Here is a 26317-nt window from a genome sequence, read left to right as displayed (position 1 = left end):
ACAGTTATTGATTTGGTTACTCGTTTACCTGTCGAAGTTTGGTTTCACACTAATCCAGCAGCATCGGACACTAATTTTGAAGCGGCATTATTAAATTTACTGCCTCCTAAAACTCTGATTTTACTTGACAGAGGTTTTTATCATTTCCACTTTTTACAACAAATTATTAACCAAGAAGTTCATTTTATTACTCGTTTAAAAGCCAAAGCATCTATTAAGTACTTAAAGATTTTCAGCTATGACCATTCAGTTAAAGACCGATTGATTCAACTTGGCACTGTTCGTCGTGGCGCACCAGTACTCACTTTACGTTTAATAGAAATTAAGGTTGGTAAAAGCACATATTCTTATGTTACTTCTGTCCTCGACCCACAAATCTTACCTCCTTACGTTGTGGCAGATTTATATCGCCGAAGATGGAGAGTTGAAGAAGCTTTTTACACAGTCAAACGCCTGCTGGGGCTATCTTATTTATGGACTGGTTCTATTAATGGTGTGAAGTTACAAGTCTGGGCTACTTGGCTGTTTTATGCTGTTTTGGTTGACTTGGGAGATGCGGTTGCTGACGAATTATCTCTACCATTTGACCGCATTTCTTTGGAGATGATTTTTCGGGGTTTGTACCATTTTAGTGTTGCCTACGACAAAGGTAACGCTGATGACCCGATTAAGTACTTTGCTGCAAAAGAAAATCAAGATTTAGGAGTTGTCAAAGCCATACGAAAGCCTGTCTCAAAGCTGGATTTATCGCCTTTTCCCGCACCCTCTTGACAAAAGTGCAATCATTCTAACCTCTCACTGATGGGTCTTAGTTCTCTTTCAAGGGGAATGCTCGACTTAAACTTTATGATCTTGAAGATTAACTCCCTACCGCGCCCCTTTAGGTGCGGTGGTCAACCTGAATGTCTCATAATATCAAGAGCGAAAAATTTGAATTTTTAATGAGCCAGGGGTAAGCGATGTCAGTCAAAAGCGAAGTGACAATAAAATTTAGTGGCGAACTACCAACAGCCAAACCAGCCGAGAATAAGAAAGTTGCAATCGAGTTCACTGACCAGAACGGTATAGTCTTCACCGCTCAAGTTAATGCAAAAAGTTGGCGGAAGGCTGAAACTAGCGCCTCGGAATTTGCAGACTGGGCTGGGGCTGTATCGGGGAAATTGGGTCAACGAACAGAAAACGGGTTTGAGATCGTTGACGCAGGAATTCAGCTTTTTGAAAAGAAGGCGAAGGAGGCCAAAGCAGATGTAGCGGCGGCTGAAGCTGGCGCAAGTTAATAGATGTGTCTCTTGCATTCATGTTCAATTTATGGAGAGCATGGATGCTCCCGGCATTTGTTCATCTTTGGGTACAAGCTCCCATTAAAGATACTTAAGGCTTTTGGAGTAGATTCAAAGAAGAATATCTTAATGGGAGTCGCAGTTTACAATCATAAAAGCAATTCAAAAAATTACACATTTTAACTTTGTCCGCATGACAATTACGAACGATACACAGCAGTTATTAGTTAATAATCAACAGATAAGGCCGACAGAGCCACTAGAATCTCGTGCAATTGGTCGGCTCTGGGGGAAGTATGTACCAAGTAGTGAGCTTATTTATCAAGGACAACTAATAACTGCTGACGGTGTAATGCTTGAGACAAACCTTGCTAGGAGAGCATCGAAATTAGTTCAACAATTTCAACTTGATTTATCACTTGATTACCTGTGGACTGTTTACCCCAGAACACCATTCAAAGATTCTCCGACCCAAATAAGGGTGACTTTGATAAATGTTCGCAACGAAAAAGAATATACCGACTCAGTAAAAAGCGAATTGCAGTTAGTAGCTGATAACTTTTCTGTACAAGGATTAGTTGTATATCAAGACTATGAATTTGGGATAGTACTCGTTAAAATTCACCAAAAACCACAGAGAGACTTTGAGCCACCTAAAGATTTCCAACTAAGACTAATCGGATTTTTACCATCAAATTCGATTCATAAATTCTGGAATTTTAATGTGCGACGTGTCGGGACTAGCTTAGTAATTCAATCAGGGGAGTGCATTAAATTTACCGGTCGTGAGCAATCACCAACTTCAGATATCTCAACCAACACAACTGAAGATACTACTGAGGACTAATTCGACAGAAAAAGTGTAGCCATTTCCTTGCTAATTGCTGATTGAATCAACGTTTAAAAGTGCATTGCCGCAATAAGTTATTATGCCTAAACGTAAATCCACCAAGACTAATAGTTCATCATCTCAACAAGAAGCTGCGCCAAATCAACCTGCTATTTTGCGTGTAGTCAAGCAAAAATCTACTGCCACTGACGATAATAACTCTGCACAATCTGAATCAGCATCAACTAGCGTACCAACAGAAAATCAGCCAGTTGAGCCGGAATTAGAAGTAAATAATAACCAGAATAAAAGCACTGAAGTTTCAGAATTAAACAGTAGTCCTGTCCTGATTTCTGACGCTGTGCCTCAAACAAGAGAAGCAGAGAATGAACAGTTGGATGTACCCCAAATCTTAGAGACAGCACCAGTTAATTCATCATCATCAACTGCTTTGATTGAAAATACCTCTGCTGAACATGAGCAATCAGAGATAGAAACAGAGCAACCGCAATTAACTCTTAAACCAGCATATAAAAAATTAGAGGCAGCAACTAATAGTTCAGGACAGACGTTTACTGTCAAAGAAAAAATTGAAGTAAGTACAGGTAACTTTGGTACACAAACGGTTTTTCTTATCTCCTTATATTCAGCAGCAGATGGAAGTATTTGGGCTTATTACCATCCTGTAGATAAAAACCAAAGACAGCTATGGAAGCGGGGGTGCTGTCGGATTGAGAATTTGAAAAAGCTGCCAATGGGAGTAAGTAATGGTTAACGCTGTAAAAGCACAGTTATTGAGAAGTTGTTGTGAAGCGATTTTGAAGAGTCAGTAATCACCGAAGACATTCACCGACAGTTCATTCTAAGATGGGGATGTATACAGAAATCCTTATAGCGAACTCTCATTATTCAATTATGTGCTTTTAGGCACATCAACCACATCAATCGCCCCCATATTTTATTTTGGGGGTATTTTTATGGCGGTAGTAGCTTAGTAGCTCAAGCGAGGTAACAATCAAATGAGCGTGGCTCACTACCATCTGAGGTAGTGTTAGACGTAAGCTGTAGACATCAATGAATCTAGAAGACTTTGAGGCATCGATTACACGAATGACTAATAACGTGGAATTAATAATTTTACCTGTTTTAAAATTGAGAAATCACTCTGCTGCACCTTAATTAAATCACCACAATGCATCGAATTTTAATATTTGGCAATTCCGGTTCTGGAAAAAGCACTCTTGCAAATAGACTTGGTAAAGACTTCAGAATTCCAATTCTTGATCTCGATACTATCGTTTGGGAACCAAACCAAATTGCCATCCGGCGGACTCAAAAGGATTCAGCAAAGGATCTACAAGACTTTATAGAAAATAATATTTCTTGGATAATTGAAGGCTGCTACAGTACGCTAATCAAAGCTGCTATCCCATTCTCAACTGAAATTTATTTCCTAAATCCCGGCATTAGTAAATGTCTTGAAAATAACCGCAATCGACCTTGGGAGCCGCACAAATTCAAATCAACCGAGGAGCAGGCACAAACATTCGAGTTTCTACAGAATTGGATTCAACAATATGAAGAACGCTCAGATGAATTCGGTTATTCATCCCATCGTTCAATATTTAATCAATATAATGGCATAAAACATGAGATTCTCGCATAACCCAATCATCTCAAATTACGGGGACATCACAATGAATTCAGAAGAGCTTGAGGCTCTGATTCAACGTTTTAGCCCTTATCTGTAGCGCAACTATATATTGATATGACGAATGGCGATCGCTGATGCCCTGGTGACTGTTTCCCAACAATCTATAACGTTATGTATGAGGAAATAGCTAATCCCACCAAGCATATAACTGTTGAGAATTAATCTCTAATTCATCGCAACCCCAGACAAATTTTACAAATTGACCTGCAAAATCTAAATCTTTCACCCCTTTAACTGTAATTGCATCAATCATCAAATTCGGGCCGTCTGTATCATTGATGACTACACCATCAAAAATCGCTGTCGCTTCTATACTTTTACAACGTTGCCCAAATTCAATAAATGAACCAACTGATGGAGCAGCATTAAAACTCGCATTTAGTGTAGTGTAGCCTGATTGAATAACTTGCTCCAATAATTCTAAAGATAGTCCCTGAAATTTGATTGCGTTGGGAGTATATTCTGTAATTGAGTTACCTAAAATTTCTTCAATACGTTGAACCATATATTTATATCCATATTAAATAAATTTTAAGTATAAGCATATTCCTTAGTTTAGTAGATGCAGATGGTAACGAACTAGAGGAATACAACATAAATTTACCAAGTTAGCTAAGACCAGAGATATTTACAAAGACTTCAATGGTAAACCTATTATTTTTAAGGATTAATTATGGGTGAATATTTCATTGAGCTAAGTGATTTACTTAATCAAGTATAATTAATTTTAAAGGAAATAAAACAGAATCCCGACTACAAAAAGGTAAAATGTTCACTAGATTTTACAGTTGCAGACGCGATTGCAGCTTTAGAATAACTACGAACAAAGATACAAGAATGAAACCAGGGTACATTTATTTAATTCATAGTGTAGGCACATATAGATACAAAATAGGGCTAACTGTAGCACCACGGACACCAGAGGATAGATTAAAAGAACTAAATAGCCGTCAAAGTCCCTACCCATTGAAACTCATTCATTATGTGTTTGTTGCTGACGTTTACAAAGTAGAGAAAGAAATTCATCAAGCTTGTAAGTCATTTAATGTTTATAGGGAGTGGTTTGAATTTGCAAAAAACGCATATTTGCAACAAGTTATTCAGTTAATGGAGCGTAGTAATGTAGCGCAAAGACCAAATAAGAATTCTCAGGGTTCCGGTCAATATCAGAATAAAATAAATCTTTCTTTGCCTATAATTCCTAGAGATATTGAACGTGTAAGTCAAGAGAGAGAGGAAATCCCAAAATATTTAATATCCAGACGATATGAACCCCACAATCCGTTGAGACAAGGCATAGTCGGGGAGAAAAATAAGAATAAGAAAATTAAGAAAAGGAAACCTACTGTTTTAGGTAAAGTTTTTAATAATAATTTTTTATTTTTAGTAGCAATAGTCATTTGTATTATTTTATTTTTATATGTTGTGAGTATATTGATTTAAAAGGGTGCGATGGCGTAACCGCCCGCCGTAGGCGATCGCAGGAATTAACATGGTTTTCACTGAAGCTAAAAGGCATCTCAGCTTTATGCTTGCTATTGCTGCTGTTTCCTCTCTTGAAAATTTTGATCTATGTCAAACTTAATCGACGCTCAACCATTGCCATGTAAAACTATCTGTAATGACTGTGCCTTTCATGTTTTAGAGGGCGTTGTGCAATGTATTCACCCCGATGAAGCAGGTGTTAATTGTGCTACTGTAAATTTCTGCAATTCATTCCAACCGATGCAGAAAGTTGATAGTCCTTGTGTGACATACGGCAACGATCAGGAATAACGGCTTCTGGTTAGATGTCGCTAAGGGTGCGATCGCCCTCGGTTGTTGCCGGATTGAATATTTGAAAAAGCTTTCAACGGGAGTAAGTACTGGCTAACGGGGTAAATAGGGAACTTATTGATAAGTTGTTATGAAGCTATTTTGAAAAGTCGGTAATTACTCAAGACATCGAGATATGCTCATTGTAATATGGGCATATATACAGAAAGCCTTATACCGAACCACAATTAATCTCTTGTGTCCTTTGGGAACATGAAGGACATCTAAGACCCCAACTAGATGCACTAGTTGGGGTGATTTTTTTGTGGTAGTGGGTGCGATTGCTGTTAGACATTTAACGGCTAACTACTGAATTAAGAGTGAGTGTTTGTTTGAGCCATGCTGTTGCCTTAACAGCCGCTTCCTCCACAACTTCTTGTTGGTCGTAAAAGGCAATGTGATTTTCTGTACTCATCCAGTGTAAATTTTTCTGATTGGTTGGTATGCTCTGGAAGAAGCGACGCGCACCATCAGGAACTAAAGCGGTATCTGAATGAATGACCAAAGTAGGAGCCTTGATATCACGACCAGCATCAATAGCATTGAATTGTAAGAAAGGCTCAAAGAACATTACTGCTGAACGATTGACCCAGCCAGAATGCAAACCACGTTTGGTTCCATAATAATCATAGGCTTCTTGACCAGGCATAGCTACGTTAAGGTTTTTTGGGTCTACGTTGGTCATGTAATCAACTTGACCAGTTTTTTCATATTTAATACGTGCCTCTCTACCCATGTTGAGACGAGCTTCGTAGTTCTCACCCAACCATTGACGCATTACCTGTGGGTCATGATAGAAGCCAGCTACGGTAACAAGGGCGTTAATTGAAGAGTCCATTGCCGCCGCTTTTGCAGAGTATCCACCACCTGAACAAATGCCCATTAAGGCAACTGCATCAGGCTTAACTGACGGTAATGCCCGTAAAAAAGTTACTGCACTGTGAATATCCTCAACTTTCATTTGTGGGTTTTCAAACTGGCGGGGTGCGCCACCACTTTCACCAAAGGTGCGATGATCAAAGGTCAAAGCCACAAATCCTTGTGCTGCTAATTGACGGGCGTAAACTTGACTTACTTGCTCTTTAACGCTCGACTGCGGCCCTACCACAACCACAGATGCCTGTGGTGCTTTGATGTTCGCTGGTAGATAGAGATTACCTACTACCTTCGTACCCTGGCTGAGAAATTGAACTTTACGAACTGAGATATTATTCGCTGCAACAGTTTTGCTTTGGGTAGGCATAGATTTGGCTTCAACAGTTTGTAAGTCAGCAGTAGCGGTTAATGGTAGAGCTAGTAAACCAAAAGAAGCGAGGAAGAGTGTTTTTACAGCAATTTTTTTCACAGACAACATGATATAGGCTCCTTCGTTGGGGTATAACTGGATTTGCGGCTGTTGTGGTTGTGTTCCCTTGCCGATAGTTAAATACTCGCAGAACTCACTACTGGAAAAATTGGAAATTCTTGCTCAATTTTTAAACTGTTTTAGCAAAAGCGCGTGGAGTGACACCAAAAGCACGTTTAAATACATTATTAAAATGAGACTGGTCAAAAAAACCTACAGCTAATGCTACTTCCAAAAGGGACAGTTGGCTTGTGAGCAGTAATTTTTTTGCTCGCTCTAGTCGTAGGCGCAGGACAAACTGATGCGGTGCTAAACCTGTGGTGTTCTTAAACTGGCGGGAAAAATAATAGTCGGAAACTTGGGCGGCACAAGCAAGTTGGCTGAGGCTCAATTCTGTACCAAGTTGTGTTTGTGCGGTTTCAATTACGTCTTTTAGTTGCTTCGATGATAGTTTCCCTTTTGGATTCAAAGGTTTTTTGGCATTGCGGTGATGTTTGCTCAACAGGTGCAATGTGAAAGACAGAGATAGAGTTTGTGCATACAAGGGTTCCCCCGGTTGGGCCAACTCTTTTGATAAGGCTCTAGTATAGGTGTATGCCAAGTCATCTGTGATGCAGCGACGTTCGGCAAAGGTATCAATGGCAGTAGGCGTGCGGTCTTCGAGAATGGCGGTGATCAAATCTGGTGAGAGTGCAATGGCTGCTACTGTCAGTTCATCCTGCCAGAAAGGAGCGTTGGTTTCGCCATCCGATTGAAGGCAAAACCCCCCAGGCGGCAAAATGGCTTCATGGGTTCTTCCGCCGCTACGCCAACCAAAACGCACAGAGTCACCTAAATTGATGATCAGTCGATGCCCTTCAATGTAATGTTCTGGAAGTTCCATCGGCTTGAGCCGTTGTACCTCTAGGGTGAAATTGTGATGCCATCCTGCTTGAAAACTAGACAGAACAACCGAACTATCTGGGGCAGATGGAAAACGCTGCCCTGTGTGCGGATTAATTAAATTAATACTGCTGTGCAACGTCACGGCTCGGTCTTCAATTTCAAGAACTTATCCTAATTGATTCTGGTTGTTGTCATTATCTCTAATTTTCTTGAGCCAAGGTGACTAAGAGCAGTATTTTTACTCTCGATTTTCTCCAAAATCATAAATGTGTAGAGATTTAAATTTCTCTGATAAGTCTGTGAATACTAAAAACAAACACGCTTCACCGAATTAACTCTCCTAAATTAGAATGACATAGAAGGTAAATCTACGCATCCAGTAAAAGGTTAATAGATGGTTAAACTGTCATGTAAGACTAAGTGCGCTCATTGAATATTCCATTGTGTTTATCTTTGCCTCTGTATCATTGAGAAGTCGGGTGATATGTCTAAAAGAATAGACCTATTAAAGTATTAGACCTTAATAGTATTAATTAATCAAAGACATTTGCCTCTGTATCATTGAGAAGTCGGGTAATATATCTAAAAGGATAGACATATTAAAGTATTAGACCTTTATGCTATAAACTCATTAACGTTTTAACTTTTAAACAGTGATTGTTATCAGTGTATTCAACTTTAAAGGCGGGACAGGTAAAAGCTCTACTGCCCTGAACTTAGGGGCATTTCTAGCATCTCCCAAACGCCAAACCCTGCTGATTGATTTAGATGGACAGCGTACTCTCTCGTTCGGTCTAGGCATGGATGGTACTGAGCCAACAACCCTTGACTGGCTAACCAGTAAAGAAGCGATCGCACCCAAACAGACCCAAGTAAAACACCTTTGCCTGATTCCAGGTGATATAGGTATGTTTCGCCTGACATCGGAGGATAACTTGTTTGTTCCAGCACTGTCACGACTTTCTGGGCTTGATGTAGTCTTAATGGACTGTCCCCCTGGACTATCGGTAGCATCAGTGCAAGCCATCCTCAGCAGTTCGCGCATTCTTATCCCCACAATGAACGAACCTGCTTCCCTTAAAGGGCTTTCGGAAGCCGTGGAGTTAATTCGAGGGGAAAGGGCAGATATTCCCATTGATGTTGTTAGAACTCGGTATAAGCCCCGGTTAGTTCTGACTAAAGAGGCTGACGATTTGCTAATTGAGGCAGCAGTGGAGTTAGGTTATCGACTATTGCACACAACTATCCCTGATAACATAGCTGTTGCTGAATCCATCGCAGCGCAACAACCAGTTAGCACTTACGCCCCCAAGTCCAGTGGTGCTAGAGCTTACCAATCTTTAGCTAAAGAATGCATCAAATATTGGGGGACGAAATGACAAAAAAGAAAATGTCTGGCATGAAATTAAGCCAGTTTTCTGGAATTAAGAGCCAATCAGAGCCAGAGATTACCTCACTCACCGCCGAAGTAGAACCAACTTCCCCAGTAGTTGAGAAAATGCCTATAACATCACCAGCCCCAAAGTCAGCATTAGAAGCGCCTACTGCATCACCAACTTCTCAAGCAGTAGTTAAGGAAAAGCCCGTGACGATCAATATTAAAATTACTCGCACACAGCATGACTGGTTAACGGATACAGCCCGAACAGTGCGGGACAACAACACAGAAGCAGTTCCCCCTGGTGAGCGGGTTTACCCTCAGCACCTAATCGGAGTTGCCATAGAACTATTGCTTTCTTGTGAGGTTGACTGGAGCCAAATCAAGAATACTGAAGACCTCAAACAATTACTAAACCTATAATTTCATTAAGGTCTAATACTATAAAAGTATAATTTATACTTCCTGCCCTGCATCACAGAAGAATTAGAATAAACTATGAATTGGAGTTTTCCCTTATGAGCGTCATAATTCCCGATGACATCCTCCGAGCATCAAACATGACTGAGGATGAACTGAAATTAGAAATTGCCATCTTGCTTTATCAGCAAGGTAAAATTAGCAGTGGCAAAGTCCGAGCCTGGACAGGAATCACAGTACTTGAATTCCAGCATGAACTGGCTAAACGCGGTTTACACATCAACTATGATGTAGAAGATTTCCAATCCGATGTGCGGACACTGGAATCAATGGGCTTGTTGTGATTATAGTTAGCGACACATCACCGATCACAAACTTGGCAGCGATTGGTCAGTTAGATTTACTACGTCAGTTGTATAGTCGCGTTATCATTCCCCAAGCCGTTTATAACGAGATGGTAGGTGTAGATAAAGTTGTCCCTGGGGCAGTAGAAGTACAACAGCTATCTTGGATTCAGGCAATAACTGTTGTTGATTCTCAACAAGTTACAGAAATTCAGGAAAAACAGGACAATATTGACTTAGGAGAAGCCGAAGCAATTATTTTATCCAAAGAACTGAAAGCTGACTTGCTATTAATGGATGAACGCCGAGGACGAGCAGTCGCTACAAGTTATGGACTAAATGTAACGGGTCTGTTGGGAGTCTTGCTACAAGCCAAAAAACAAGGGCTAATTCCAGCTATTAAACCATTAATTGATCAGTTAATTGCTAATGCTGACTTTCGGGTTAGCCAAAAGTTGTATGCAATTGTCTTGCAATCTGCTGATGAGGGTTAAGACTTTAATAGAACAAACGCCTTAAATCCCGTGGCTCGAACAATTTTCAACAGAGTAAAACGAAAACAACCAGACACTGCGTTGAAAAAAGTACGAGTAGGTAATATTAGCCTACTTACCATAGACGGCAGCAGTTTTTGGGTGTTGGCTATTTGAACCGCAGGCATCGCTTTGGGGCAGAGTCCCCAGTATTCTTGTGCTACCAAAACTGATATCAAATTCGATATCAAAGCAGCAATTTTACAGACTACCACAGCGCTGATGATACTTAGTGACTTCCGCAACAAGTGGCTCTTGCCATATCTTGTGTAAACAGTAAAGCAAGAACATTGTATGCAATGATGTACGTTATTGGAAAACTGTATTATCAATAACGTAGTAGTGAGCATTTATGCCTAACGAGCCAATTTTTGGTGAGCTAGTTAAAGTTGAATTAGAGGCGTGTTTAGATGCACCGATCGCTCGATATTTTGACGCGCAGTTAGACAAAGACCCAGATGTGTTGGCCCAACTGTTGGCAGATAAGCGCAACCCCAATACTCGGCGTGCTTATGAGAAGGATTTGAGAGACTTTTTTCTGAAGATGACTTTGATGCCCCCGACTGGTGATAGTGTGCTGGAGTTTCTGCACTTGCAGCGAGAGCAAGCAGTGATGGTGGTGTTGAAGTACAAGGCGAAACTGATAGCGTCTGGGTTGCGGGAGGCGACAATCAATCGGCGGTTGGCGGCGATTAAGTCGTTGGCGAAGATGGGGCGGAAGTTGGGAGTATGCAACTATTCCCTAGAAGATGTGTCGGGGGAGAAGGTTAAGGCGTACCGGGATACGCGGGGTGTTGATAGCAAAGCGATCTCTGTTGTGATTCAGCAATTTGATAGAGAAACGTTGATTGGTAAACGCAACTATGCAATTTTTCTGGTGTTGTGGGGTTTAGCGTTGCGTCGCCAGGAAATCTGTCAGTTAGATGTGGGGGATTTTGATTTTTATGGGCGCAAGTTGAGGGTTTTGGGGAAGGGTAAGGGAACGAATGAAGAATATTTGGATATGTCCAAGGATGTGGCGGCTGCTCTTGCAGATTGGTTAATTGCTAGGGGGGATTTGAATGGCAATTTACCGATATTTACAGCGTTAGATTTTCATAATGAAGGACATCGCTTAACTACGGATGCCATCTATAAAATAGTGTCGGCGGCTTTTAAGAAGGCGGGAGTCAATAAACCCATGTCACCTCACAGGGTTAGGCACTCGGCGATTACGGCGGCGCTCGATGCCACTGATGGGAATATCAGAAAGGTGCAGAAATTGAGCCGTCATGCTGACCCCAGAACGCTGATGATTTATGATGACAACCGGAATAAAGACCTGTGGGAGATGTCGGAATTGTTGACGGGAATGTTGAAGGATTCGGATAAATAAAAATTAATATCTTGACTAATTAGAGGAGATTAATCTTATTCAATAACTGGTAATTAAATGTCTTTAATAATATATATTTAATGTCATGAGTACCGAAATTATCATCATTACGTCAGAAGTATTTGTTGCCTATTCCCAATGCCCTCGTAAGGCATTTTTAATGCTGTTTTCTGATGATAAGGGAACTCCCCATGACTACTATCCCATTATCGAAGAACGTAAAAGGACTCATCAAACTGAGTATCTTAAGATTTTTAAACAAGAACATCTTGATGCCAAAAAGTATGATGAAAATAACTTCAATGGAAATACTTTTTTAGTTGAAGCAAGGCTTAAATCTGAGTGTTGGGAAGCCTACTGCGATGTTTTAACAAAAGTTGATGCTTCCTCATCACGTCGTAATTTAATCTACGAACCGAAAATTATTATTGGAACTTATAGCATAACCAATGAACAGAAAACAGAACTTTTATTTATTGGTAAAATTCTGGGTCAAATTCAAAAACAGTTACCTGCTGTAGGAACAATTGTGGGGATGGATGGAAAGGCTCATCGAGTTAAACTGGAAAGTGGTTATAAATCAATAAATCTATTCCTGAAAACTTTACAAGCATGGGTGGAAGAAAAGCCTATTGAACCTCCACCTTTGATTCTGAATAAGCATTGTCCATCCTGTCAATTTCGGGATTTATGTCGAGAACAAGCTGTTAAAGAGAATAATCTTAGCTTGCTCGATAGAATGACACAAAAAGCAATTCAAAAGTATCACAAAAAAGGAATATTTACTATTTATCAACTTTCGTATTTATTTAGGCTTAGACGAAATAAGAAAAAGCGGAAAAGTAAATTACCTGTAAAACATAACTTGGAACTGCAAGCTTTAGCAATTAGAGAGCAGAAAATATATATCCAAGATTTACCAGAATTATCTAGAAAACCAGTTGAGCTTTTTTTAGATATTGAGGGTATTCCCGATGAGAATTTTCATTATCTAATTGGTCTTTTGATTTGCACAGTAGAGAATGCTTCATATCATTCATTTTGGGCAGATACAACTGATGATGAAGAAAGTATCTGGAAGCAGTTAGTTGAAAAAATTAACGAATATCCTGAAGCAGAAATTTATCATTATGGTAGTTATGAAGTCAAAGCTATTAATGAATTAGCAAAAAGGTATTCAACTGATTGTGAGTTAATAAAACAGCGTTTGATAAATCTTAACTCATATATTTATGGCAAGGTATACTTTCCCACTTATTCTAATAGTCTAAAAGCAATTGGCGATTTTATAGGAATTTATTGGACAGTTCCAAATGCATCTGGATTACAAAGTATTGCTTGGCGATATCAATGGGAAGATAGCCAAGAAATTGAACATAAGCAAAAGTTGATTCAATACAATCAAGATGATTGTCGCGCTCTCAAACTATTAGCAGATGAATTTTGTAAAATCTTCATAAATTCGGAATTAGAATCTAATATTGATTTTGCCAATCAGCCCAAAAAAGAATCTACAGAAACTGGTAAGAAAATTCATAACCAATTTGACACAATTCTTAAATTTGCTCACGCTGACTATGATAAGAAAAAGATAAGTATTTGCAAAGAAAATACTAATGGAAATACAAGAGGCGGGCAAAAAGGTCACAAAGGTCATACTAAAGCAATTCCTTCAAAAGTCAATAAAGTTATTTATATACCAGCCTCAGAAATATGTTCACGATGCAATGGTGAACTCCTTAAAGAAGAATATAAGACAATTGAAAAAGTAGTCATTGACCTTGTATTTTCAAAAAATGGATGTCGAAAAAAGATTAACAAGTATATAAGCTGTAGAAACTATTGCCCAATATGTTATAAATATTCTGCCCCACAAAGTTTTTTTGAATTCGCGACTCCTTGCTCATTTGGACATGGATTTAAAGCTTGGGTTGTTTACCAAAGACTTGTTCTTCGACTGTCATATCGAATGATAATGCAGCAAAGTAAAGAATTGTTTGGTGAAAGCATTAGCCAAGGCTCAATTTCTAATTTTCTCACAGATTTTTCTGAACAATATGCAAAAACCGAACTAATTCTTATTCAAAAAATTATAGAAAGCCCTTTTGTTCATGTTGATGAAACTCAGATTAGCATTAGAGGAATAAATCAATATGTCTGGGTATTTACAGATGGTAGTAATGTAGTATTTAGGCTAACTCAGACAAGAGAAGCTGAAATTGTTCATGCATTTTTATCTGATTATAAAGGTGTATTAGTTTCAGACTTTTATGGTGGTTATGACTCTGTAAACTGTAAACAGCAAAAATGCTGGAGTCATTTAATTAGAGATTTAAATGATGATTTATGGGAAGCACCGTTTGATACCGAGTTTGAATGTTTTGTCTCTGAGGTCAGGAACTTAATAATACCAATACTTGAAACAGTGGAAAAATATGGTTTAAAAGAAAGGCATTTGAACAAATTTAAGAAACTTGTAGAAAAATTTTATTGTCAAAATATTGTAGAACGAGTTTATCACTCTGATTTAGCTGCGAAATATCAAAAACGTTTTGAACGTTATAGGGAAAGTTTATTCACTTTTCTTGAACAAGATGCTATACCCTGGAATAACAATACAGCAGAACGTGCAATTAGACATCTTGCTATACAGCGAAAAATATCGGGGTCTTTTTCTGAATCTGGTGCTACCTCATATCTTGTTTTACTTGGAATTATGCAAAATTGTAGATTTCAAGATAAATCATTATTGAAATTCTTCATGTCAGGAGAGAAGGATATTGATAAATTTAAGAGAACGAAGTAAAGGAAAAGCACAAAATCTACTAGCAACTCCTATTTTAAACAGATTCAAGAGAAACACATCCACAAATCCAGAAATCAATTGCATTCGTGCTGGGTCTAATCGTAAGGTAATCAATAACCGCAAACATATGGACAAGCTAAATCGGGGTAATGAGCATGGCTAAAACTAAGAAATCAGAAAACGTTCCCAATACGATGCAAGGAAAGTTCGATGCAATTGTAGGGATAACGGATGATTTTGCCAAACAACGCTTGAATGATGAATATGCCCAATTGATTCGCTTTGCGACAGCAGCTTTGTGTCGGAAGAGACCATCTCCCCTGGCAAGCGGTAAGGAGAAAACTTGGGCTTGTGGTATTACCCATGCTATTGGTATGGTCAATTTTCTCTTTGACTCTTCACAAACACCCCATGTTAGTGCCAAGGAAATCTACAATTGGTTTGGTGTCAGTCCCAGCACCGGGCAGTCGAAATCAAAACAGGTACGAGATATCCTGGATATGCGGCAGATGGACCCTGATTGGTGTCTGCCGAGTAAGTTAGATAAAAACCCGATGGCTTGGATGATTTCTGTGGATGGATTTATCTTGGATGCCAGGTCAGTCAAGCGAGAAATACAGGAAGAAGCATACGCACGGGGTTTTATTCCTTATGTTCCGGCTGATGACAAACCGTCCGATATTGATGGGGAACAAACATCACCCCATCAAAATAAACCAGTTAACTCTTCCCCCGATGCCCTGTATGTACTAGATGTGTTTTTAATTGACGGTCCGATAGCGGAGAAATTTATTGCTAAAAATCCAGTAATATCCCGAACCATTGAGATTAAAGGTAGCAATACCCTTGAAGACCTACATAAAATTATCTTCAAGGCATTCGAGCGCAAAGATGAGCATATGTACGAATTTCAGGTGGGAGGTCGCGGACCACAAGACCCTAATGCAAGACGGTATGGCTTGAAACAAGCATTTTCCAGTTCCGATTTTACAGAAGCTCCTACGGGGGAGGTGTCTAGTACCCCAATTGCAACGCTCGGCTTATCTATTGATGATGCTTTTGGTTACTGGTTCGATTTTGGTGATGATTGGTGGCATCAAATTAATGTAACCAACATCGCAGACAAGGCTCCAGAGAGCAAGTATCCTAAAATCACCGAGCGGGTTGGGGCTAGCCCTCCTCAATATGCAGATTTTGATTAACAAAAAGCTCAAAAAACCACTCCCAATGGCTGCGAGTATATTATCACCATCCCATATAAAAATGATGAAGACCTAGACAAACAAGTTTATGATCTGTTTGGGGAAATGGACTCTCATGCTGACATGGATTACTGCTTTCTCGAAATCGATGCCCATGAGATTGGCACTGATAGGAGTTGGTGATTATTCAACCGCATATAACGATTACACTTTTTAGCATTATTTTTATAATCTTCTAATAATAACTAGCTAATTAGAGGGCTGATTTATTATTGGTGTCTACTAGACACATTGTAGACACTTGATAGACACGCGGTGTCTGTGGGGTCTGCGGCTGGTATCACCAGTCGGGAGCTGTAGGCGATAGCTCTAATTTTTTATTGCTTGTCAACTTTCATCTTTATATACCTCGCTACGATGTCCGACTTCCACAACACTTACCAATAAAACATCATCGAAAATATCGTAGATAACGCGATAGTCGCCTACTCTAATTCGATAGGAATTTTCTTCACCTTTTAACTTTTTTACTCCGTTGGGACGTGGTTCTATTGCTAAGTCATCTATTTTGGTTTGTATGCGGTCTTGCAATTCTTGAGATAGTTTTTTAAACATTTTTATCGCACCCTTGGTAAATTTAACTTCGTAGATCACGCTACGTCCTTTTTTCTTTCATTAGCGATTTCCTTTTTCATGTCTTCCCAGGCGATAAGACTATTATTTTCTACATCACTTTTAGCAGCATGATAGGCGATTAAATCGTTTTCGTCCTCTTCATCTTCGATTTTTTTTAGTAGTGCGTAAATCTCGTCTAAAGTACTGTCATAAGATTGATGTAACAGTACGTTGATTGCGTTGATTAACTGTTCGCGTTCGTGTTCGGTTTTCATTTTTAGACCTCTTTAACTGTTAATCATCTAAATGTAGTGGCTAACGTATATAACAATCCTATCCTACGGACAGTGAAAAGCGGACATTTAATAGACACTTGATAGACATTTGGTGTCTGCGGTGTCTGCGGCTGGTGTCTTATCGTGTCTATGCTGTATAAGGCTTTCAAGCTTTGGTGTCTGTAGTGTCTGGAGTAGGCGTGTCCGCGAAAAAAGGGGGTTTTGGGAGTAGACACGCGGACACAGAAAGCGGCTAAATTTGATTGAGCTTGATAACACCCTCGGCTATCCAGTCCGCCAATCCTGTCCCCACAATTTCATACATCCAGCCCTTAATTTGCTCAACAGTAAATCTCTCACCAGCCACTTTAAAGTTGCCCTTGAACTCTCTTACATCAGCTTCTATTCGCTCAGTTCTGGTGAGACATTCATACAACTTTTGCGCCTGGGGTGATAGTATGCAGCAACATTAGGTGAGGAAATTTTCATATTTACACATCATTTGAATCTTGAACGCTTCCAAAAATTCTTTGATTTAACTCCTGTTAGCAGCAGAAGTGAATAAGAATTAAACCGCACCACTCCCCGACTTAATCCTTTCGCTATCCTCACCAATACATCATTCATTCACAATCAAGTTATAGTCTATATAACCAAGCATCGCCCCTCTTTTTATCGCCTCATAACTGTTCTTGACGTGCCATTTACTATACAAATCACTGGCATAACGTTTGACTGTACTAACAGAGAGAAACATTTCTTTGGCAATCTGTTCAAAAACTAAACCCTGAGCCAGTAAACGCAGGACTTGTATTTGTCGTTCGGTGGGAGAGTCTAGCAAGTTTTTATCAGCAAAACTAGGGTCAATATATCTATTTTTATCAAGGTTTTTTAACAGTTTTTTAGCCAGCTTCGGGTCAAGCAGGCATTCATCAAAGTAAGCTCTCTTGATGGCTAGTTCAATCAATTCTACATCAGCACTTTTGAGCATATAAGAATCAGCCCCATGACTGAAAGCTGACTTAATAAAGTCGGAATGAGTCTGATTAGTAAAAATCACTACTTTACTACTAGTATTCCTTTTAATTGAACGAGTCAGTTCTAAACCACTCATATCGGGTAATAGTAAATCAACTAACACAACATCAGGGTTGGTCTGTTCAATTAACTGAAAACCTAACTTTCCACTTGTGGCTGACCCTGTAACTTCGATATCTGGAGATTGTTCCATAGCACCTTTGATGCCCAAGAGCGTGAATGTTTCGGGTTCAACAATTACTATTTTCAGCATGATCTTGATAATCCTCTAATAATAAATGGCTGTTTATTCGGTTATTTCTTATTGGTGTCTAGCGGACACGTTTGAGACACTTGGTGTCTGGGTCGTGTCTAGGGTAGTGTCTGCTGGTGTCTAAGCTTTATAAGGGTTTTGGGGTTTAGTGTCTGTGGTGTCTGGTGTCCTGTGTCCGCGAAAAAAGGGCGTTTTTGGGGCTAGACACCAGACACTATTAGCAGTCAAATTTGATTGAGCTTGATAACACCCTCGGCTATCCAGTCCGCCAATCCTGCCCCCACAATTTCATACATCCAGCCCTTGATTTGCTCAACACTAAATCTCTCAGCGTTCACTTTAAAATTGCCCTTAAACTCTCTTACATCAGCTTCAATTCGTTCAGTTCTGGTGAGATATTCATACAACTTTTGTGCCATTGGTGATAGTTTCTTAGGTTCATCTTGGGTGTCACCTGCTTTGTTACCAAGATTGAATTCCAGTTCATAAATCCGCTCTAAAGTAGCTTTATCGATGGTTGGCGGTTCATTAACTGTTCTAGATTCATCAAGCCGAAAATCAATTCGTTTGCGGTCAAGCTTAGGCAGTTCGATATCAATCCATTGACCATGCCCAGGTAATTTAATCTTGCCCTGACCACTGGCTTTTGCTTCTGTGGTGATTGGGTCAATAGTTGCGATTAATTCTACTTCTAATAGTGCTGCATCTCGAAGTTTTGATAGTCCTTTGGCTTTAGCTAAAATCTCCATTGTGCGGTCGTGAGCTACGAACAAAGGAATCATTAATTGTTTACGAGATTCAGTCATGGCACAGCGAAACCATTTACCAATAAAATCAGGGTCGGGCTTCCATTTTTCATCCGGAAAATCGTCTGGCATTGGCTCAACAATGTTATCTGTCCAGGTCGTAAACTCCTCAGCGACTACACAGAAATGTTGATTTGTGTCTCTTAAGTGTTGCGTCCATTGCTCCTCAACCATTCCACTTTCACGATAGGCTTTGTAACGGCGGCGCATTTCAGCCATGTACCATTGCATAAAGTCGGCTATCTCTCTGTAGCCAGTAATCAGGTTTACCCCTCGCCACTCGACCTGTGTACCATGTGGATCTAGCACAAAGATTTGATTCCAACCGGCTTGACGCTTTGCCCAAATAATCTCTCTGGTAGTCCACGACTTACCCGCACCCATGCCACCAAATATCAAAGTGGGGTAGCCGATGGTGTTGTTGATCCAGCGATATTTGTCACTTGGTGCAATCGCGCTAGTTTCTGCCCCAGTAACCTTATCGTTGGGGTCAATCGTCCCCGCTAAAGTCTGACTACCTTGTAGATAGGGCGTTTTCATCTCCCGTAGCTGCTTGATGTAATCTGCCTTCTGTTGCTCGGTCATCCCCGCCGTTTGCGCCTCAAAGATAGCCTCAGATGCCTCCATTTGGGTAACTTCAATTTCCGTGTGGGCGTAAATCTCTGCTTTTTGAATATCCACAGTGCGATCATTAGACTTGTTGGGTAATAAGCTCAAAAATCCTTGAAATCTGCTTGTGGCAAGCTTTTTATTGATTTCTGACCAAAATTATTGAAACCCAGACTCCCTAAGCCTTTCAGCGATTTTAGTCACTATTTCCCGACAACTCTATTAGCGACTAGATCCAGGTCAGCTTGTAGTTGGACTTCTGCGATCGCAACATCCCGGTAACTGTCCAATAACTCGGAACGTGCAGCCATTTCTGCTTTTGCTGCGTCTCGTTTTTGGGCGATGTCCTCAAATACGGCTTTCTGCTTCTCCTCATACTGACAGTGCCTCAGCATCCAGCCAGCAAGCGCAAACCCCAGGAATCCCCCAAACGCCCAAAACGGTTTATATTGGTTAGTGGCCTTCACCAGCCCGTTTACCCCCATAGCTGGGTCACGCACTACTTGGCGCGGCATTCCTTCTTGTTTCCACTGTTGCCAGTAAAAAGGGGTCATGCGAAAAGGACGGTTATCTTTGTCCTGGCATACCAATGTTTTCTTTGGGGTTTTGATGCAGAAGTAGATCCGATCGCTGCTAGTTCCCTGCCACGCCATCGCCGCCGAACTAATTCCCACAGTTAAACTTAGCCCAATTGCAACAGCTTTCTTGTCCATCGGCAACTGACCAAACCACAACATTAAACCCGATTGTTGGGACTCGGATAACTGTTTATGTTTCTCGCTTAAGTAACTCATTTGCTCTTAGTACCACCAAATAAAAAAATCATTAATATCGCTAGAAATATGCCCAATCCTGCACCATCCATCCAACTTGAAGATTCAGCAGTTTTTGGCTTATAAACCGACTCAATAGAAGTCTTAACTGTACTAGTAGAAGTTCTCGCTTCATTCCACTCCCCTAATGGTTCATTGAGCGCACACAATAACGCTAATGACGCACTGCATCCAGTCATTAAATTAGTGACGAAATTGTTAAACCCTTCACCTGTTGCAGTGGCAGTAAAATAAAGGTGTGCAGTACCCACAGCTAGGAACATTCCAACTGGGTGAACCTGTAGCAGATGAAATGTGAAAATAACTGCACTGTTTAAACAACTGCCAGCGACAATTTCACAAGCATTACCAGCACGTCTAAATGTTCTACCTCGGTTATTTTCTGGCAGTGGTGGTAACTGTTCGGGTTGTTGATGCTGCTTAGTTGATTGTGGTGTTTGTGCCAGCCCTTCCATTGAAAAAGGGCTGACGCTATGGGAATCTTCATTTCGTTTCCTTACTAGCATCAGCCTTACCTAATTAATTGATTATCTGTCGCCTAATTTCTGCCACAAGTTACCCAACATTGCACCCCAACCGCGCACTGTTCCTGTTGCAGAAACACTAGACGCTGGTGCATGATTTTGGCTAGTAACTGGTATGACTTCCTGGGGTGTAAGATTAGGCTCTAATGCCCTTGAGCCATACCTCGCACGGGCTAAAAGTTGTTGGCGTTTTTCTCTTAATCCTGTAGTAATTGCTTGCCTTTCAGCTTGCACAGTTTGCTTATTTTCTATGCTGCTAACTTTGTTTTCATGCCGCCACAATTCCGCTTGTAGATCGTGGTGTAATTGGGTAGCAACTTCGGTTAAAGCGTGTTTACGTTTCTGATCAATCCGCAACAAGTCGGCTCTATCTTGGGCATCTATCTTGCTCATTTCTAGGTCAAACTCGCCATTCAGTTTGCGAATTTTGGCGATAGCACCCGCAACATGAGAGCCGTATTGTTTACGAAGTTCGACCCAGGTAACTTGTCCTTTGGTCAGTTTCTCCATCGCCTCAAAGACCACCTTGGCATTGTCCAAAAATGGTTCTAATCGGTCACTTAACTCTTGGGCATTATTCGCATAATCCGCAAATTGTTCGAGCTTATTTATATCGGAGAGATAGCCCAGAATATCAGACTCAAACCCTCCCCATGCTTGCGCTTTTTCATCAATGTGCGAACTATGACCAACTACCGGATTACGTATTGCAAAATCCATGACTCTCTCTCTTAATAAGGTATTAAGTCGAAGTTGATATCGCTTGACTCTTGGGGCACTTCATCCCAGTAACCCATCTCTTCAAATCGGCTATAAATTCTCGCTGCTAGTTGCCGTATTGGGTCGTCAAAATTTTCAGAAATTAAATCAAATCTCTTCTCACCAAATGCCAAAGTATTTGCAATGTCCGCATCAATCCCATTACCCAAGAATTGACCAAACGCAGCAGAGTATGGATGATCATCAATGGTTTTATGAGTTGCTAGAAATTCCGTTCCTGTGAAGGGTGGGTAATCTTCACTCTCGAATAACGGTGTGGAGAGTGCTTCAATATCGGACTCAATCATTGCTGCCCATTGTTCAGGATTTTCTGCTTTGAATTGCTGCTTTCTTAGGGCGGAGTCGGTCAGGGGTGATTTGCCCCAATCGTTGGGATTTTTGTAATCGAGTGCCATGCTGTTAAGATCCAAAATGTGTCTGATGTACTTGATGCACAGATGGGCGATCGCCAAGCTTGCCGGCAGATGCGATGGCGTAACCGCCCACCGGAGGTGATCGCTTCATCATCAGTTTTCACAAAACTCATTTAATTCAAAAACCTCCATCTGGACTTGGTTTTGGCTTAATTCTTTTCGTTTGCCCTTGGAGTCGTTAAAAACGAAAGGTGCATTGGCTCGACAATTAGAACGGTGGCTGTAGCGCAGTTGTTGACCACGGAATTGGTAGAGGTGGTTACGCTTTTTGGCTGTCGTTTCTAACATTTGCTCCCTCAAACTTGCGAATAGAACTCGATATTTAGAATCGCTTCGTGAATCTCCATCAAGGCTTGCACTGCATCACCAATTTTTAGGTCATTCGATGTACTGAACCGTTCGGACGCTTCAATTTGTTTGTAATTTGGGGATGCTTGCACGAACCTGAGAGTCTGTTCGCAACCGAGGATGATGGTCATGATTTCGGTTGTTGTTAGGCTCGGTTGTGTCTTTTGGGTGTCTTGGTCGCTCATGACTTTTTCCCTTTCCTTTGAGCTTTTATCGGTGCTGTTGGTGCTTCTGGCTCACTCGGTTTCTGAAGTACATAGCTGATGGCCCCTGCACCACCCACGGCTGCGGCGATGGTGAACATATTATTTCTGCCGAAATACTGGACTCCGAAGTAGCCAAGCGCCAGAAAGCCAAGAGCAGCAAGAGAGAGTCCAACTGTTTTATTTGGTTTCATGGTTATGCTGCCCCTTTGAAATTAGTGACCATTGCGCTAAGTGCTGATTTATTGGGCTGTGTAGATTGCGGTGTTTCAACTTTGGGCGATAGTTGTACATTACCGTGTTGAAAAATCAGCTTCTCTACACCTGCTGATAATGCTTGTGTCGGTGCATCTTGAGGTAAATCAAAAATCTTGCACAATTCAATTACTGCTAAGTAGGAGATGGTTATACGCCGAGATTCGTAATTCATTAACTAAGCTCCAATTGATATTTGAGTTAATAGTTTCAACCCCAAGGCATTGATGAATTGGGGATTATTTAAGACCACAAAGCCTAAACCGACTAAGTTTTGATCCACTACTGGTAGAGAAACACCCCCACCCCAGGCGACAAGGTATTTCGCTCGGTCTAGATAATTGCCAGCAGTCACAAAGTTGGCGAATTTCTCAATCCGGTTACTCCACCACTCATCTAGACACTGGCTGTACTCTGCCTCAAACTTCTTACCTGTCAGGTGATTACCGCCATAAGTGAAAGTGCCTTCAAGAATGCCCTGGTTAACGAGGCTGGGCGAGTGCTTCACATCTTTGGAAAGCAGACTTACTCGGTCGTTTCGCTTGTCTAGTGCCTCTGCAATCATCGAATGCAGTTCACCCGCTCCACCTTCAATCAAGTGACGGTCAATCACTGCGCCACTCCCGTTAAACACGGTAATCAACCAAGTCGATGAACCGATATCGAGTGCGATCGCTAATTCTGAAGGGTCAAGTATCAGGGATGCTTCACCGAATAAACAATGGGCAATGCTTCCAAATCCTTCGGGGTAAATGCCTGTAACCGTGATTTCAACTGTCTTGGTGACAATGGAACGAGTTACAGGGTGCAGATGTTCAAAGGTGTGAGTCCCTTCAACTCTGCGCTTAATCTCAGTTGCCCAGCGTTCTGGGTTGTGATTGCTCAAACTAATTGAAAGCTTGACACCATTGGGAATATTCAAAACTGCTAAGTCTGCAAGGATGCTTTCTAGTGCGAGTTCTGCTTTTTTGGCTTTATCTTCGTGCAGCAAGGTATGGTCACTTTGCGCTAGAGCCGCACTGCCCCAAAAGAATTGAACGTCTTTTAAGTCAAGGCGCGAACCTTGTAAATAACGCACCCAGCAGCCATCTTTTGAGATGGTTTCGTGGTGCATGATGTTTCGGTTGCGAACAAGTGAGTATGCGGCTGGCATCATGATCGAAAAATCACCGATGATTGCCTTGCCATACCCTGCTCCTGAGTCTTTTCCGGCGATAAGGTCAGTTAGCCCGGATTCATCGGTGAGAGGTTAGGACAAAGTACCTTTTGTCAATCAGTTAAAATACTCAAAACATTTAAATAAGAATGATAATCGCATTGAGGGTAGGGGGAGGAGGTGAGCGACGCTCACCTCCTTACAGCAATGGGTGGTATGGAAGCAGGTTCTAATAACTGGTATGTGCCAAAGACTGAAGTTAGCTATCAGCTTTGGAATAGGTTAATCGGCGTACAAAATCCTGAGCGTCTAGACCAAGCCAGTGAATCCTAAAAAACACCTGAACAACTCACCCCATTTACTGCACCCAATTGGCACGGTGACGCCAAGAAGAAGCAACGGAGTATTGGCAAGATACTGAAGATGGTGAACGCTCAACAACAGCTAGTGAAGGGGAGTAAATAGGAAGGAAACTACGTTGGAGAGATTCATTACTAAATGTGTTTTTGCCATAAGCTGTAAAACATGAGGAAATTCAGCAATCAATATATAGCCATATTTTCAGAGATGATTTGCTGATGCTCAAGTAAATTATTCAAAGAGGAATGATGAACAGAAGATTTATTTTTCTAGCTTCAGCTTTTGGGTTAAGTGTACTTATAGGAGCCTGTCAGCCTGGTACAGAGCCTCCAACAACTGCACCACCAGCAGCGCCATCACCTGCACTGCCATCAGTAACTCCAGCCAGTCCTTAGTGCCATATATTACTACTGTGGAGAGCAACTGGAGTTCCTAATTTGTTGTCCGATTAAATCATGCTGTGGTTTAAGGTAGGTTCAAGCGTTTACGCGCACCAAAGCGAAACAGCTTATCAGGTAGTATCGCTCTCAAGCGAGGCAACCATTGTGCCTCATTGCCAACACGGTAGCGTAATCGTGGTGATGAGCTTGAAGCAATACGAGCAATTGCTTTTGCAACCTTGTCAGGATTGTCACCTTGTGCAATTGCGCCCTGGACAGATGAGAAAATTACATCACGTACAGCGTCATAATCACTATGAATTGCGGTAGGCTGTAACATGGCTTGGTTAAAATTGGTCTTAAAGTAGCCAGGCTCAACTAAAGATACTTTAATATTGAATGGGTCTAGTTCCACACTTAATGCTTCACTATAACCTTCAAGTGCAAACTTACTTGCAGAGTAAAAACCTTGACCAGGTGCGCCGATCAGCCCTGCCACTGAACTCATATTGATAATATGCCCGCTACGTTGCTGTCTCATAAAGGGCAAAACAGCATTAGTAAGACGTACAACACCCCAAAAGTTCGTCTCAAAAATCTCCTTAGCTTGTTCTAAAGAAGTTTCCTCAATCATGCTGGCATGAATTTGCCCAGCATTATTCACAAGTATATCTATGTGGTTAGTCCGTGTAAGTAAGTGATTAATACACGATTCTATTGAAGAATCAGATGTAACATCCAGCGTCAACATTTCTACGCCCTGTGAGGCTGGATGTTCTTTGCGACTCGTACCAAAAACACAGTAGCCTACAGTAGCCAGTTTTTGAGCAATTAACTGCCCAAACCCAGATGATGCACCAGTAACTAAAACAACTTTTTGGTTAGTCATCAGTTTTTAGTTATCTGCTTTATGTTCATGATATTCGGAGATATGTTCATATACCTCCTCTGGAAACTGTAAGTCTTTGTAGACGTTACAAGCATCTGGATCATCAGGATTCGGACAGATAGGAAATTCTTGTTGGGACTGCCATTGAAGAATACGCTCCCGTCGAGGCGGGTTATAATCTTTACCTTGTACTTGTAGAAAGAGGGAACGTGCTTCTTGCTCAGTGAAGTCTTTATCTTTTTGAAGATACTCAATTAACTCATGCTCACTTAAGAAATGACGTGCCACCATTGCAAATACTAGCCTGCCGTAATGGCCAATATCATTGCCTGCATCAAGAGACTCTTGCAGATGCGCCATCATATCGTTTTTTTGCAGTTCTTCAATTGCCATGTATCTTCACTTCCTTGTTTCTGAGTGTTGGGTTAGATTCATTTTCAGTACTTTTTATAGTACTTGTGTACTGTACAAATGTCCTATCTCTTGTGGCTGAATATGAAGAGACATTTACTTAGCCACAAAAAGTACAGCACTTACACGAGTAGATATTCCTTAGAGAGAAATGGCAATTATCTCTGGTTCCAAGTTCATAGTTCGGCGATATTTACTTTAAAAAGCTACGCCCAAGCACTTCAATTGTTAGGGGCAATGTTA

At 40.9% G+C, this 26317-nt stretch carries 34 protein-coding genes and 1 pseudogene; 16 read left to right on the top strand and 19 right to left on the bottom strand.

Going from position 1 to position 26317, the window contains the following annotated elements; translation table 11 throughout:
- The 5 genes and pseudogenes from H6G26_RS28865 to H6G26_RS28845 all read left to right on the top strand — a co-directional run.
- A pseudogene (locus tag H6G26_RS28865) lies at positions 1 to 759 on the top strand (IS4 family transposase); the annotation flags it as partial.
- Positions 760 to 959: 200 nt separating this feature from the next.
- Complete coding sequence (locus H6G26_RS28860) at positions 960 to 1277, top strand: hypothetical protein (RefSeq protein WP_190733620.1); 318 nt, start codon at positions 960 to 962, stop codon at positions 1275 to 1277.
- Between the two features lie 196 nt (positions 1278 to 1473).
- Positions 1474 to 2127 (top strand): hypothetical protein, encoded by a 654-nt coding sequence (locus tag H6G26_RS28855; RefSeq protein WP_190733619.1) that lies wholly within the window; start codon positions 1474 to 1476, stop codon positions 2125 to 2127.
- Positions 2128 to 2209: 82 nt separating this feature from the next.
- Entirely contained in the window at positions 2210 to 2884 is a 675-nt protein-coding gene (locus H6G26_RS28850) for a hypothetical protein (protein WP_190733618.1), read from the top strand.
- Between the two features lie 417 nt (positions 2885 to 3301).
- Positions 3302 to 3775 (top strand): shikimate kinase, encoded by a 474-nt coding sequence (locus H6G26_RS28845; protein WP_190733617.1) that lies wholly within the window; start codon positions 3302 to 3304, stop codon positions 3773 to 3775.
- 175 nt (positions 3776 to 3950) lie between these two features.
- Here the strand turns inward: H6G26_RS28845 and H6G26_RS28840 are convergent, their stop codons facing one another.
- Entirely contained in the window at positions 3951 to 4328 is a 378-nt protein-coding gene (locus tag H6G26_RS28840) for a hypothetical protein (RefSeq protein WP_190733616.1), read from the bottom strand.
- A gap of 332 nt (positions 4329 to 4660) precedes the next feature.
- On the opposite strand from H6G26_RS28840, the gene H6G26_RS28835 reads away from it, so the two are divergent.
- The gene (locus tag H6G26_RS28835; RefSeq protein WP_190733615.1) at positions 4661 to 5266 is read left to right on the top strand and encodes a GIY-YIG nuclease family protein; all 606 of its coding nucleotides are present in this window, start codon (positions 4661 to 4663) and stop codon (positions 5264 to 5266) included.
- A 129-nt stretch (positions 5267 to 5395) separates the two neighbouring features.
- Entirely contained in the window at positions 5396 to 5599 is a 204-nt protein-coding gene (locus H6G26_RS28830) for a hypothetical protein (RefSeq protein ID WP_190733614.1), read from the top strand.
- Between the two features lie 334 nt (positions 5600 to 5933).
- Here H6G26_RS28830 and H6G26_RS28825 read toward each other — a convergent pair whose 3' ends face one another.
- Both H6G26_RS28825 and H6G26_RS28820 read right to left on the bottom strand, forming a co-directional pair.
- On the bottom strand, positions 5934 to 6992 hold the full coding sequence (locus H6G26_RS28825; RefSeq protein ID WP_190733613.1) for an alpha/beta hydrolase: 1059 nt from the start codon (positions 6990 to 6992) through the stop codon (positions 5934 to 5936).
- A gap of 121 nt (positions 6993 to 7113) precedes the next feature.
- A complete protein-coding gene (locus H6G26_RS28820) occupies positions 7114 to 8010 on the bottom strand; it encodes a helix-turn-helix transcriptional regulator (RefSeq protein ID WP_190733611.1) in 897 nt (298 codons plus the stop codon).
- Between the two features lie 511 nt (positions 8011 to 8521).
- Here H6G26_RS28820 and H6G26_RS28815 point away from each other — a divergent pair.
- The 7 genes from H6G26_RS28815 (at position 8522) to H6G26_RS28785 (ending at position 15926) form a co-directional block, all read left to right on the top strand.
- Positions 8522 to 9247: a ParA family protein gene (locus H6G26_RS28815; RefSeq protein ID WP_190733609.1), complete on the top strand. Its 726-nt coding sequence runs from the start codon at positions 8522 to 8524 to the stop codon at positions 9245 to 9247.
- Positions 9244 to 9669, top strand: coding sequence for a hypothetical protein (locus H6G26_RS28810; RefSeq protein WP_190733607.1), 426 nt, complete (start codon positions 9244 to 9246; stop codon positions 9667 to 9669). Before H6G26_RS28815 ends, H6G26_RS28810 begins: the two co-directional genes overlap by 4 nt.
- A gap of 95 nt (positions 9670 to 9764) precedes the next feature.
- Positions 9765 to 10010 carry a UPF0175 family protein gene (locus H6G26_RS28805; protein WP_190733605.1) on the top strand — a complete coding sequence of 82 codons (246 nt, stop codon included), beginning with the start codon at positions 9765 to 9767 and terminating at the stop codon, positions 10008 to 10010.
- Positions 10007 to 10504 carry a DUF3368 domain-containing protein gene (locus H6G26_RS28800; RefSeq protein WP_190733603.1) on the top strand — a complete coding sequence of 166 codons (498 nt, stop codon included), beginning with the start codon at positions 10007 to 10009 and terminating at the stop codon, positions 10502 to 10504. The genes H6G26_RS28805 and H6G26_RS28800 overlap by 4 nt, the downstream gene beginning before the upstream one ends.
- Positions 10505 to 10895: 391 nt before the next feature.
- Positions 10896 to 11918 carry a tyrosine-type recombinase/integrase gene (locus H6G26_RS28795; protein WP_190733600.1) on the top strand — a complete coding sequence of 341 codons (1023 nt, stop codon included), beginning with the start codon at positions 10896 to 10898 and terminating at the stop codon, positions 11916 to 11918.
- Between the two features lie 85 nt (positions 11919 to 12003).
- On the top strand, positions 12004 to 14724 hold the full coding sequence (locus H6G26_RS28790) for an IS66 family transposase (protein WP_190733597.1): 2721 nt from the start codon (positions 12004 to 12006) through the stop codon (positions 14722 to 14724).
- Between the two features lie 155 nt (positions 14725 to 14879).
- The gene (locus H6G26_RS28785; protein WP_242053940.1) at positions 14880 to 15926 is read left to right on the top strand and encodes a plasmid pRiA4b ORF-3 family protein; all 1047 of its coding nucleotides are present in this window, start codon (positions 14880 to 14882) and stop codon (positions 15924 to 15926) included.
- Positions 15927 to 16313: 387 nt separating this feature from the next.
- Here the strand turns inward: H6G26_RS28785 and H6G26_RS28780 are convergent, their stop codons facing one another.
- The 14 genes from H6G26_RS28780 to H6G26_RS28715 form a co-directional block, all read right to left on the bottom strand.
- On the bottom strand, positions 16314 to 16580 hold the full coding sequence (locus H6G26_RS28780) for a type II toxin-antitoxin system mRNA interferase toxin, RelE/StbE family (RefSeq protein WP_190733595.1): 267 nt from the start codon (positions 16578 to 16580) through the stop codon (positions 16314 to 16316).
- Positions 16577 to 16816, bottom strand: a complete 240-nt coding sequence (locus tag H6G26_RS28775; RefSeq protein ID WP_190733593.1) for a hypothetical protein — start codon at positions 16814 to 16816, stop codon at positions 16577 to 16579. The genes H6G26_RS28780 and H6G26_RS28775 overlap by 4 nt, the downstream gene beginning before the upstream one ends.
- Positions 16817 to 17069: 253 nt before the next feature.
- Positions 17070 to 17252 carry a hypothetical protein gene (locus H6G26_RS28770; protein WP_242053939.1) on the bottom strand — a complete coding sequence of 61 codons (183 nt, stop codon included), beginning with the start codon at positions 17250 to 17252 and terminating at the stop codon, positions 17070 to 17072.
- 183 nt (positions 17253 to 17435) lie between these two features.
- Positions 17436 to 18107 carry a response regulator transcription factor gene (locus H6G26_RS28765; RefSeq protein ID WP_190733591.1) on the bottom strand — a complete coding sequence of 224 codons (672 nt, stop codon included), beginning with the start codon at positions 18105 to 18107 and terminating at the stop codon, positions 17436 to 17438.
- 224 nt (positions 18108 to 18331) lie between these two features.
- Positions 18332 to 19630, bottom strand: a complete 1299-nt coding sequence (locus H6G26_RS28760) for a hypothetical protein (RefSeq protein WP_190733589.1) — start codon at positions 19628 to 19630, stop codon at positions 18332 to 18334.
- 95 nt (positions 19631 to 19725) lie between these two features.
- Positions 19726 to 20316 carry a hypothetical protein gene (locus tag H6G26_RS28755; RefSeq protein ID WP_242053938.1) on the bottom strand — a complete coding sequence of 197 codons (591 nt, stop codon included), beginning with the start codon at positions 20314 to 20316 and terminating at the stop codon, positions 19726 to 19728.
- A complete protein-coding gene (locus H6G26_RS28750; RefSeq protein ID WP_190733587.1) occupies positions 20313 to 20861 on the bottom strand; it encodes a hypothetical protein in 549 nt (182 codons plus the stop codon). The genes H6G26_RS28755 and H6G26_RS28750 overlap by 4 nt, the downstream gene beginning before the upstream one ends.
- A gap of 21 nt (positions 20862 to 20882) precedes the next feature.
- Positions 20883 to 21599: a hypothetical protein gene (locus tag H6G26_RS28745; RefSeq protein WP_190733585.1), complete on the bottom strand. Its 717-nt coding sequence runs from the start codon at positions 21597 to 21599 to the stop codon at positions 20883 to 20885.
- 11 nt (positions 21600 to 21610) lie between these two features.
- Positions 21611 to 22054, bottom strand: coding sequence for a hypothetical protein (locus H6G26_RS28740; protein WP_190733583.1), 444 nt, complete (start codon positions 22052 to 22054; stop codon positions 21611 to 21613).
- A 111-nt stretch (positions 22055 to 22165) separates the two neighbouring features.
- Positions 22166 to 22360 carry a hypothetical protein gene (locus H6G26_RS28735; RefSeq protein WP_190733581.1) on the bottom strand — a complete coding sequence of 65 codons (195 nt, stop codon included), beginning with the start codon at positions 22358 to 22360 and terminating at the stop codon, positions 22166 to 22168.
- Between the two features lie 8 nt (positions 22361 to 22368).
- The gene (locus tag H6G26_RS28730; protein WP_185581998.1) at positions 22369 to 22605 is read right to left on the bottom strand and encodes a hypothetical protein; all 237 of its coding nucleotides are present in this window, start codon (positions 22603 to 22605) and stop codon (positions 22369 to 22371) included.
- Entirely contained in the window at positions 22602 to 22817 is a 216-nt protein-coding gene (locus H6G26_RS28725; protein WP_190733580.1) for a hypothetical protein, read from the bottom strand. Before H6G26_RS28725 ends, H6G26_RS28730 begins: the two co-directional genes overlap by 4 nt.
- Before the next feature lie 2 nt (positions 22818 to 22819).
- On the bottom strand, positions 22820 to 23053 hold the full coding sequence (locus tag H6G26_RS28720) for a hypothetical protein (protein WP_190733578.1): 234 nt from the start codon (positions 23051 to 23053) through the stop codon (positions 22820 to 22822).
- Positions 23054 to 23056: 3 nt separating this feature from the next.
- Positions 23057 to 24094 carry a ParM/StbA family protein gene (locus H6G26_RS28715; protein ID WP_347242514.1) on the bottom strand — a complete coding sequence of 346 codons (1038 nt, stop codon included), beginning with the start codon at positions 24092 to 24094 and terminating at the stop codon, positions 23057 to 23059.
- 120 nt (positions 24095 to 24214) lie between these two features.
- Here H6G26_RS28715 and H6G26_RS28710 point away from each other — a divergent pair, with 120 nt between their 5' ends.
- Positions 24215 to 24367, top strand: coding sequence for a hypothetical protein (locus H6G26_RS28710; RefSeq protein WP_190733623.1), 153 nt, complete (start codon positions 24215 to 24217; stop codon positions 24365 to 24367).
- A gap of 272 nt (positions 24368 to 24639) precedes the next feature.
- A complete protein-coding gene (locus H6G26_RS42135) occupies positions 24640 to 24789 on the top strand; it encodes a beta-Ig-H3/fasciclin (RefSeq protein ID WP_242053935.1) in 150 nt (49 codons plus the stop codon).
- Between the two features lie 70 nt (positions 24790 to 24859).
- Here the strand turns inward: H6G26_RS42135 and H6G26_RS28705 are convergent, their stop codons facing one another.
- Both H6G26_RS28705 and H6G26_RS28700 read right to left on the bottom strand, forming a co-directional pair.
- Positions 24860 to 25663 carry an SDR family NAD(P)-dependent oxidoreductase gene (locus H6G26_RS28705; protein WP_190733576.1) on the bottom strand — a complete coding sequence of 268 codons (804 nt, stop codon included), beginning with the start codon at positions 25661 to 25663 and terminating at the stop codon, positions 24860 to 24862.
- A 6-nt stretch (positions 25664 to 25669) separates the two neighbouring features.
- Positions 25670 to 26056 (bottom strand): hypothetical protein, encoded by a 387-nt coding sequence (locus H6G26_RS28700; RefSeq protein ID WP_190733574.1) that lies wholly within the window; start codon positions 26054 to 26056, stop codon positions 25670 to 25672.
- Positions 26057 to 26317 lie beyond the last annotated feature (261 nt).

It is taken from the genome of Nostoc sp. FACHB-888 (assembly GCF_014696655.1).
GTDB lineage: Bacteria > Cyanobacteriota > Cyanobacteriia > Cyanobacteriales > Nostocaceae > Nostoc.
Note: the sequence above shows the minus strand (reverse complement) of the source record. Positions and strands in the feature narration are given on the sequence as shown.

Coding starts and splice junctions, on each gene's coding strand:
- H6G26_RS28775 (WP_190733593.1), bottom strand. CDS start 16,816: ATGAAAACCGAACACGAACGCGAACAGTTAATCAACGCAATCAACGTA.
- H6G26_RS28830 (WP_190733614.1), top strand. CDS start 5,396: ATGTCAAACTTAATCGACGCTCAACCATTGCCATGTAAAACTATCTGT.
- H6G26_RS28825 (WP_190733613.1), bottom strand. CDS start 6,992: ATGTTGTCTGTGAAAAAAATTGCTGTAAAAACACTCTTCCTCGCTTCT.
- H6G26_RS28700 (WP_190733574.1), bottom strand. CDS start 26,056: ATGGCAATTGAAGAACTGCAAAAAAACGATATGATGGCGCATCTGCAA.
- H6G26_RS28860 (WP_190733620.1), top strand. CDS start 960: ATGTCAGTCAAAAGCGAAGTGACAATAAAATTTAGTGGCGAACTACCA.
- H6G26_RS28735 (WP_190733581.1), bottom strand. CDS start 22,360: ATGTTAGAAACGACAGCCAAAAAGCGTAACCACCTCTACCAATTCCGT.
- H6G26_RS42135 (WP_242053935.1), top strand. CDS start 24,640: ATGATGAACAGAAGATTTATTTTTCTAGCTTCAGCTTTTGGGTTAAGT.
- H6G26_RS28765 (WP_190733591.1), bottom strand. CDS start 18,107: ATGCTGAAAATAGTAATTGTTGAACCCGAAACATTCACGCTCTTGGGC.
- H6G26_RS28810 (WP_190733607.1), top strand. CDS start 9,244: ATGACAAAAAAGAAAATGTCTGGCATGAAATTAAGCCAGTTTTCTGGA.
- H6G26_RS28755 (WP_242053938.1), bottom strand. CDS start 20,316: ATGAGTTACTTAAGCGAGAAACATAAACAGTTATCCGAGTCCCAACAA.
- H6G26_RS28845 (WP_190733617.1), top strand. CDS start 3,302: ATGCATCGAATTTTAATATTTGGCAATTCCGGTTCTGGAAAAAGCACT.
- H6G26_RS28720 (WP_190733578.1), bottom strand. CDS start 23,053: ATGAATTACGAATCTCGGCGTATAACCATCTCCTACTTAGCAGTAATT.
- H6G26_RS28730 (WP_185581998.1), bottom strand. CDS start 22,605: ATGAGCGACCAAGACACCCAAAAGACACAACCGAGCCTAACAACAACC.
- H6G26_RS28840 (WP_190733616.1), bottom strand. CDS start 4,328: ATGGTTCAACGTATTGAAGAAATTTTAGGTAACTCAATTACAGAATAT.
- H6G26_RS28835 (WP_190733615.1), top strand. CDS start 4,661: ATGAAACCAGGGTACATTTATTTAATTCATAGTGTAGGCACATATAGA.
- H6G26_RS28705 (WP_190733576.1), bottom strand. CDS start 25,663: ATGACTAACCAAAAAGTTGTTTTAGTTACTGGTGCATCATCTGGGTTT.
- H6G26_RS28785 (WP_242053940.1), top strand. CDS start 14,880: ATGGCTAAAACTAAGAAATCAGAAAACGTTCCCAATACGATGCAAGGA.
- H6G26_RS28795 (WP_190733600.1), top strand. CDS start 10,896: ATGCCTAACGAGCCAATTTTTGGTGAGCTAGTTAAAGTTGAATTAGAG.
- H6G26_RS28725 (WP_190733580.1), bottom strand. CDS start 22,817: ATGAAACCAAATAAAACAGTTGGACTCTCTCTTGCTGCTCTTGGCTTT.
- H6G26_RS28805 (WP_190733605.1), top strand. CDS start 9,765: ATGAGCGTCATAATTCCCGATGACATCCTCCGAGCATCAAACATGACT.
- H6G26_RS28855 (WP_190733619.1), top strand. CDS start 1,474: ATGACAATTACGAACGATACACAGCAGTTATTAGTTAATAATCAACAG.
- H6G26_RS28750 (WP_190733587.1), bottom strand. CDS start 20,861: ATGCTAGTAAGGAAACGAAATGAAGATTCCCATAGCGTCAGCCCTTTT.
- H6G26_RS28745 (WP_190733585.1), bottom strand. CDS start 21,599: ATGGATTTTGCAATACGTAATCCGGTAGTTGGTCATAGTTCGCACATT.
- H6G26_RS28850 (WP_190733618.1), top strand. CDS start 2,210: ATGCCTAAACGTAAATCCACCAAGACTAATAGTTCATCATCTCAACAA.
- H6G26_RS28740 (WP_190733583.1), bottom strand. CDS start 22,054: ATGGCACTCGATTACAAAAATCCCAACGATTGGGGCAAATCACCCCTG.
- H6G26_RS28790 (WP_190733597.1), top strand. CDS start 12,004: ATGAGTACCGAAATTATCATCATTACGTCAGAAGTATTTGTTGCCTAT.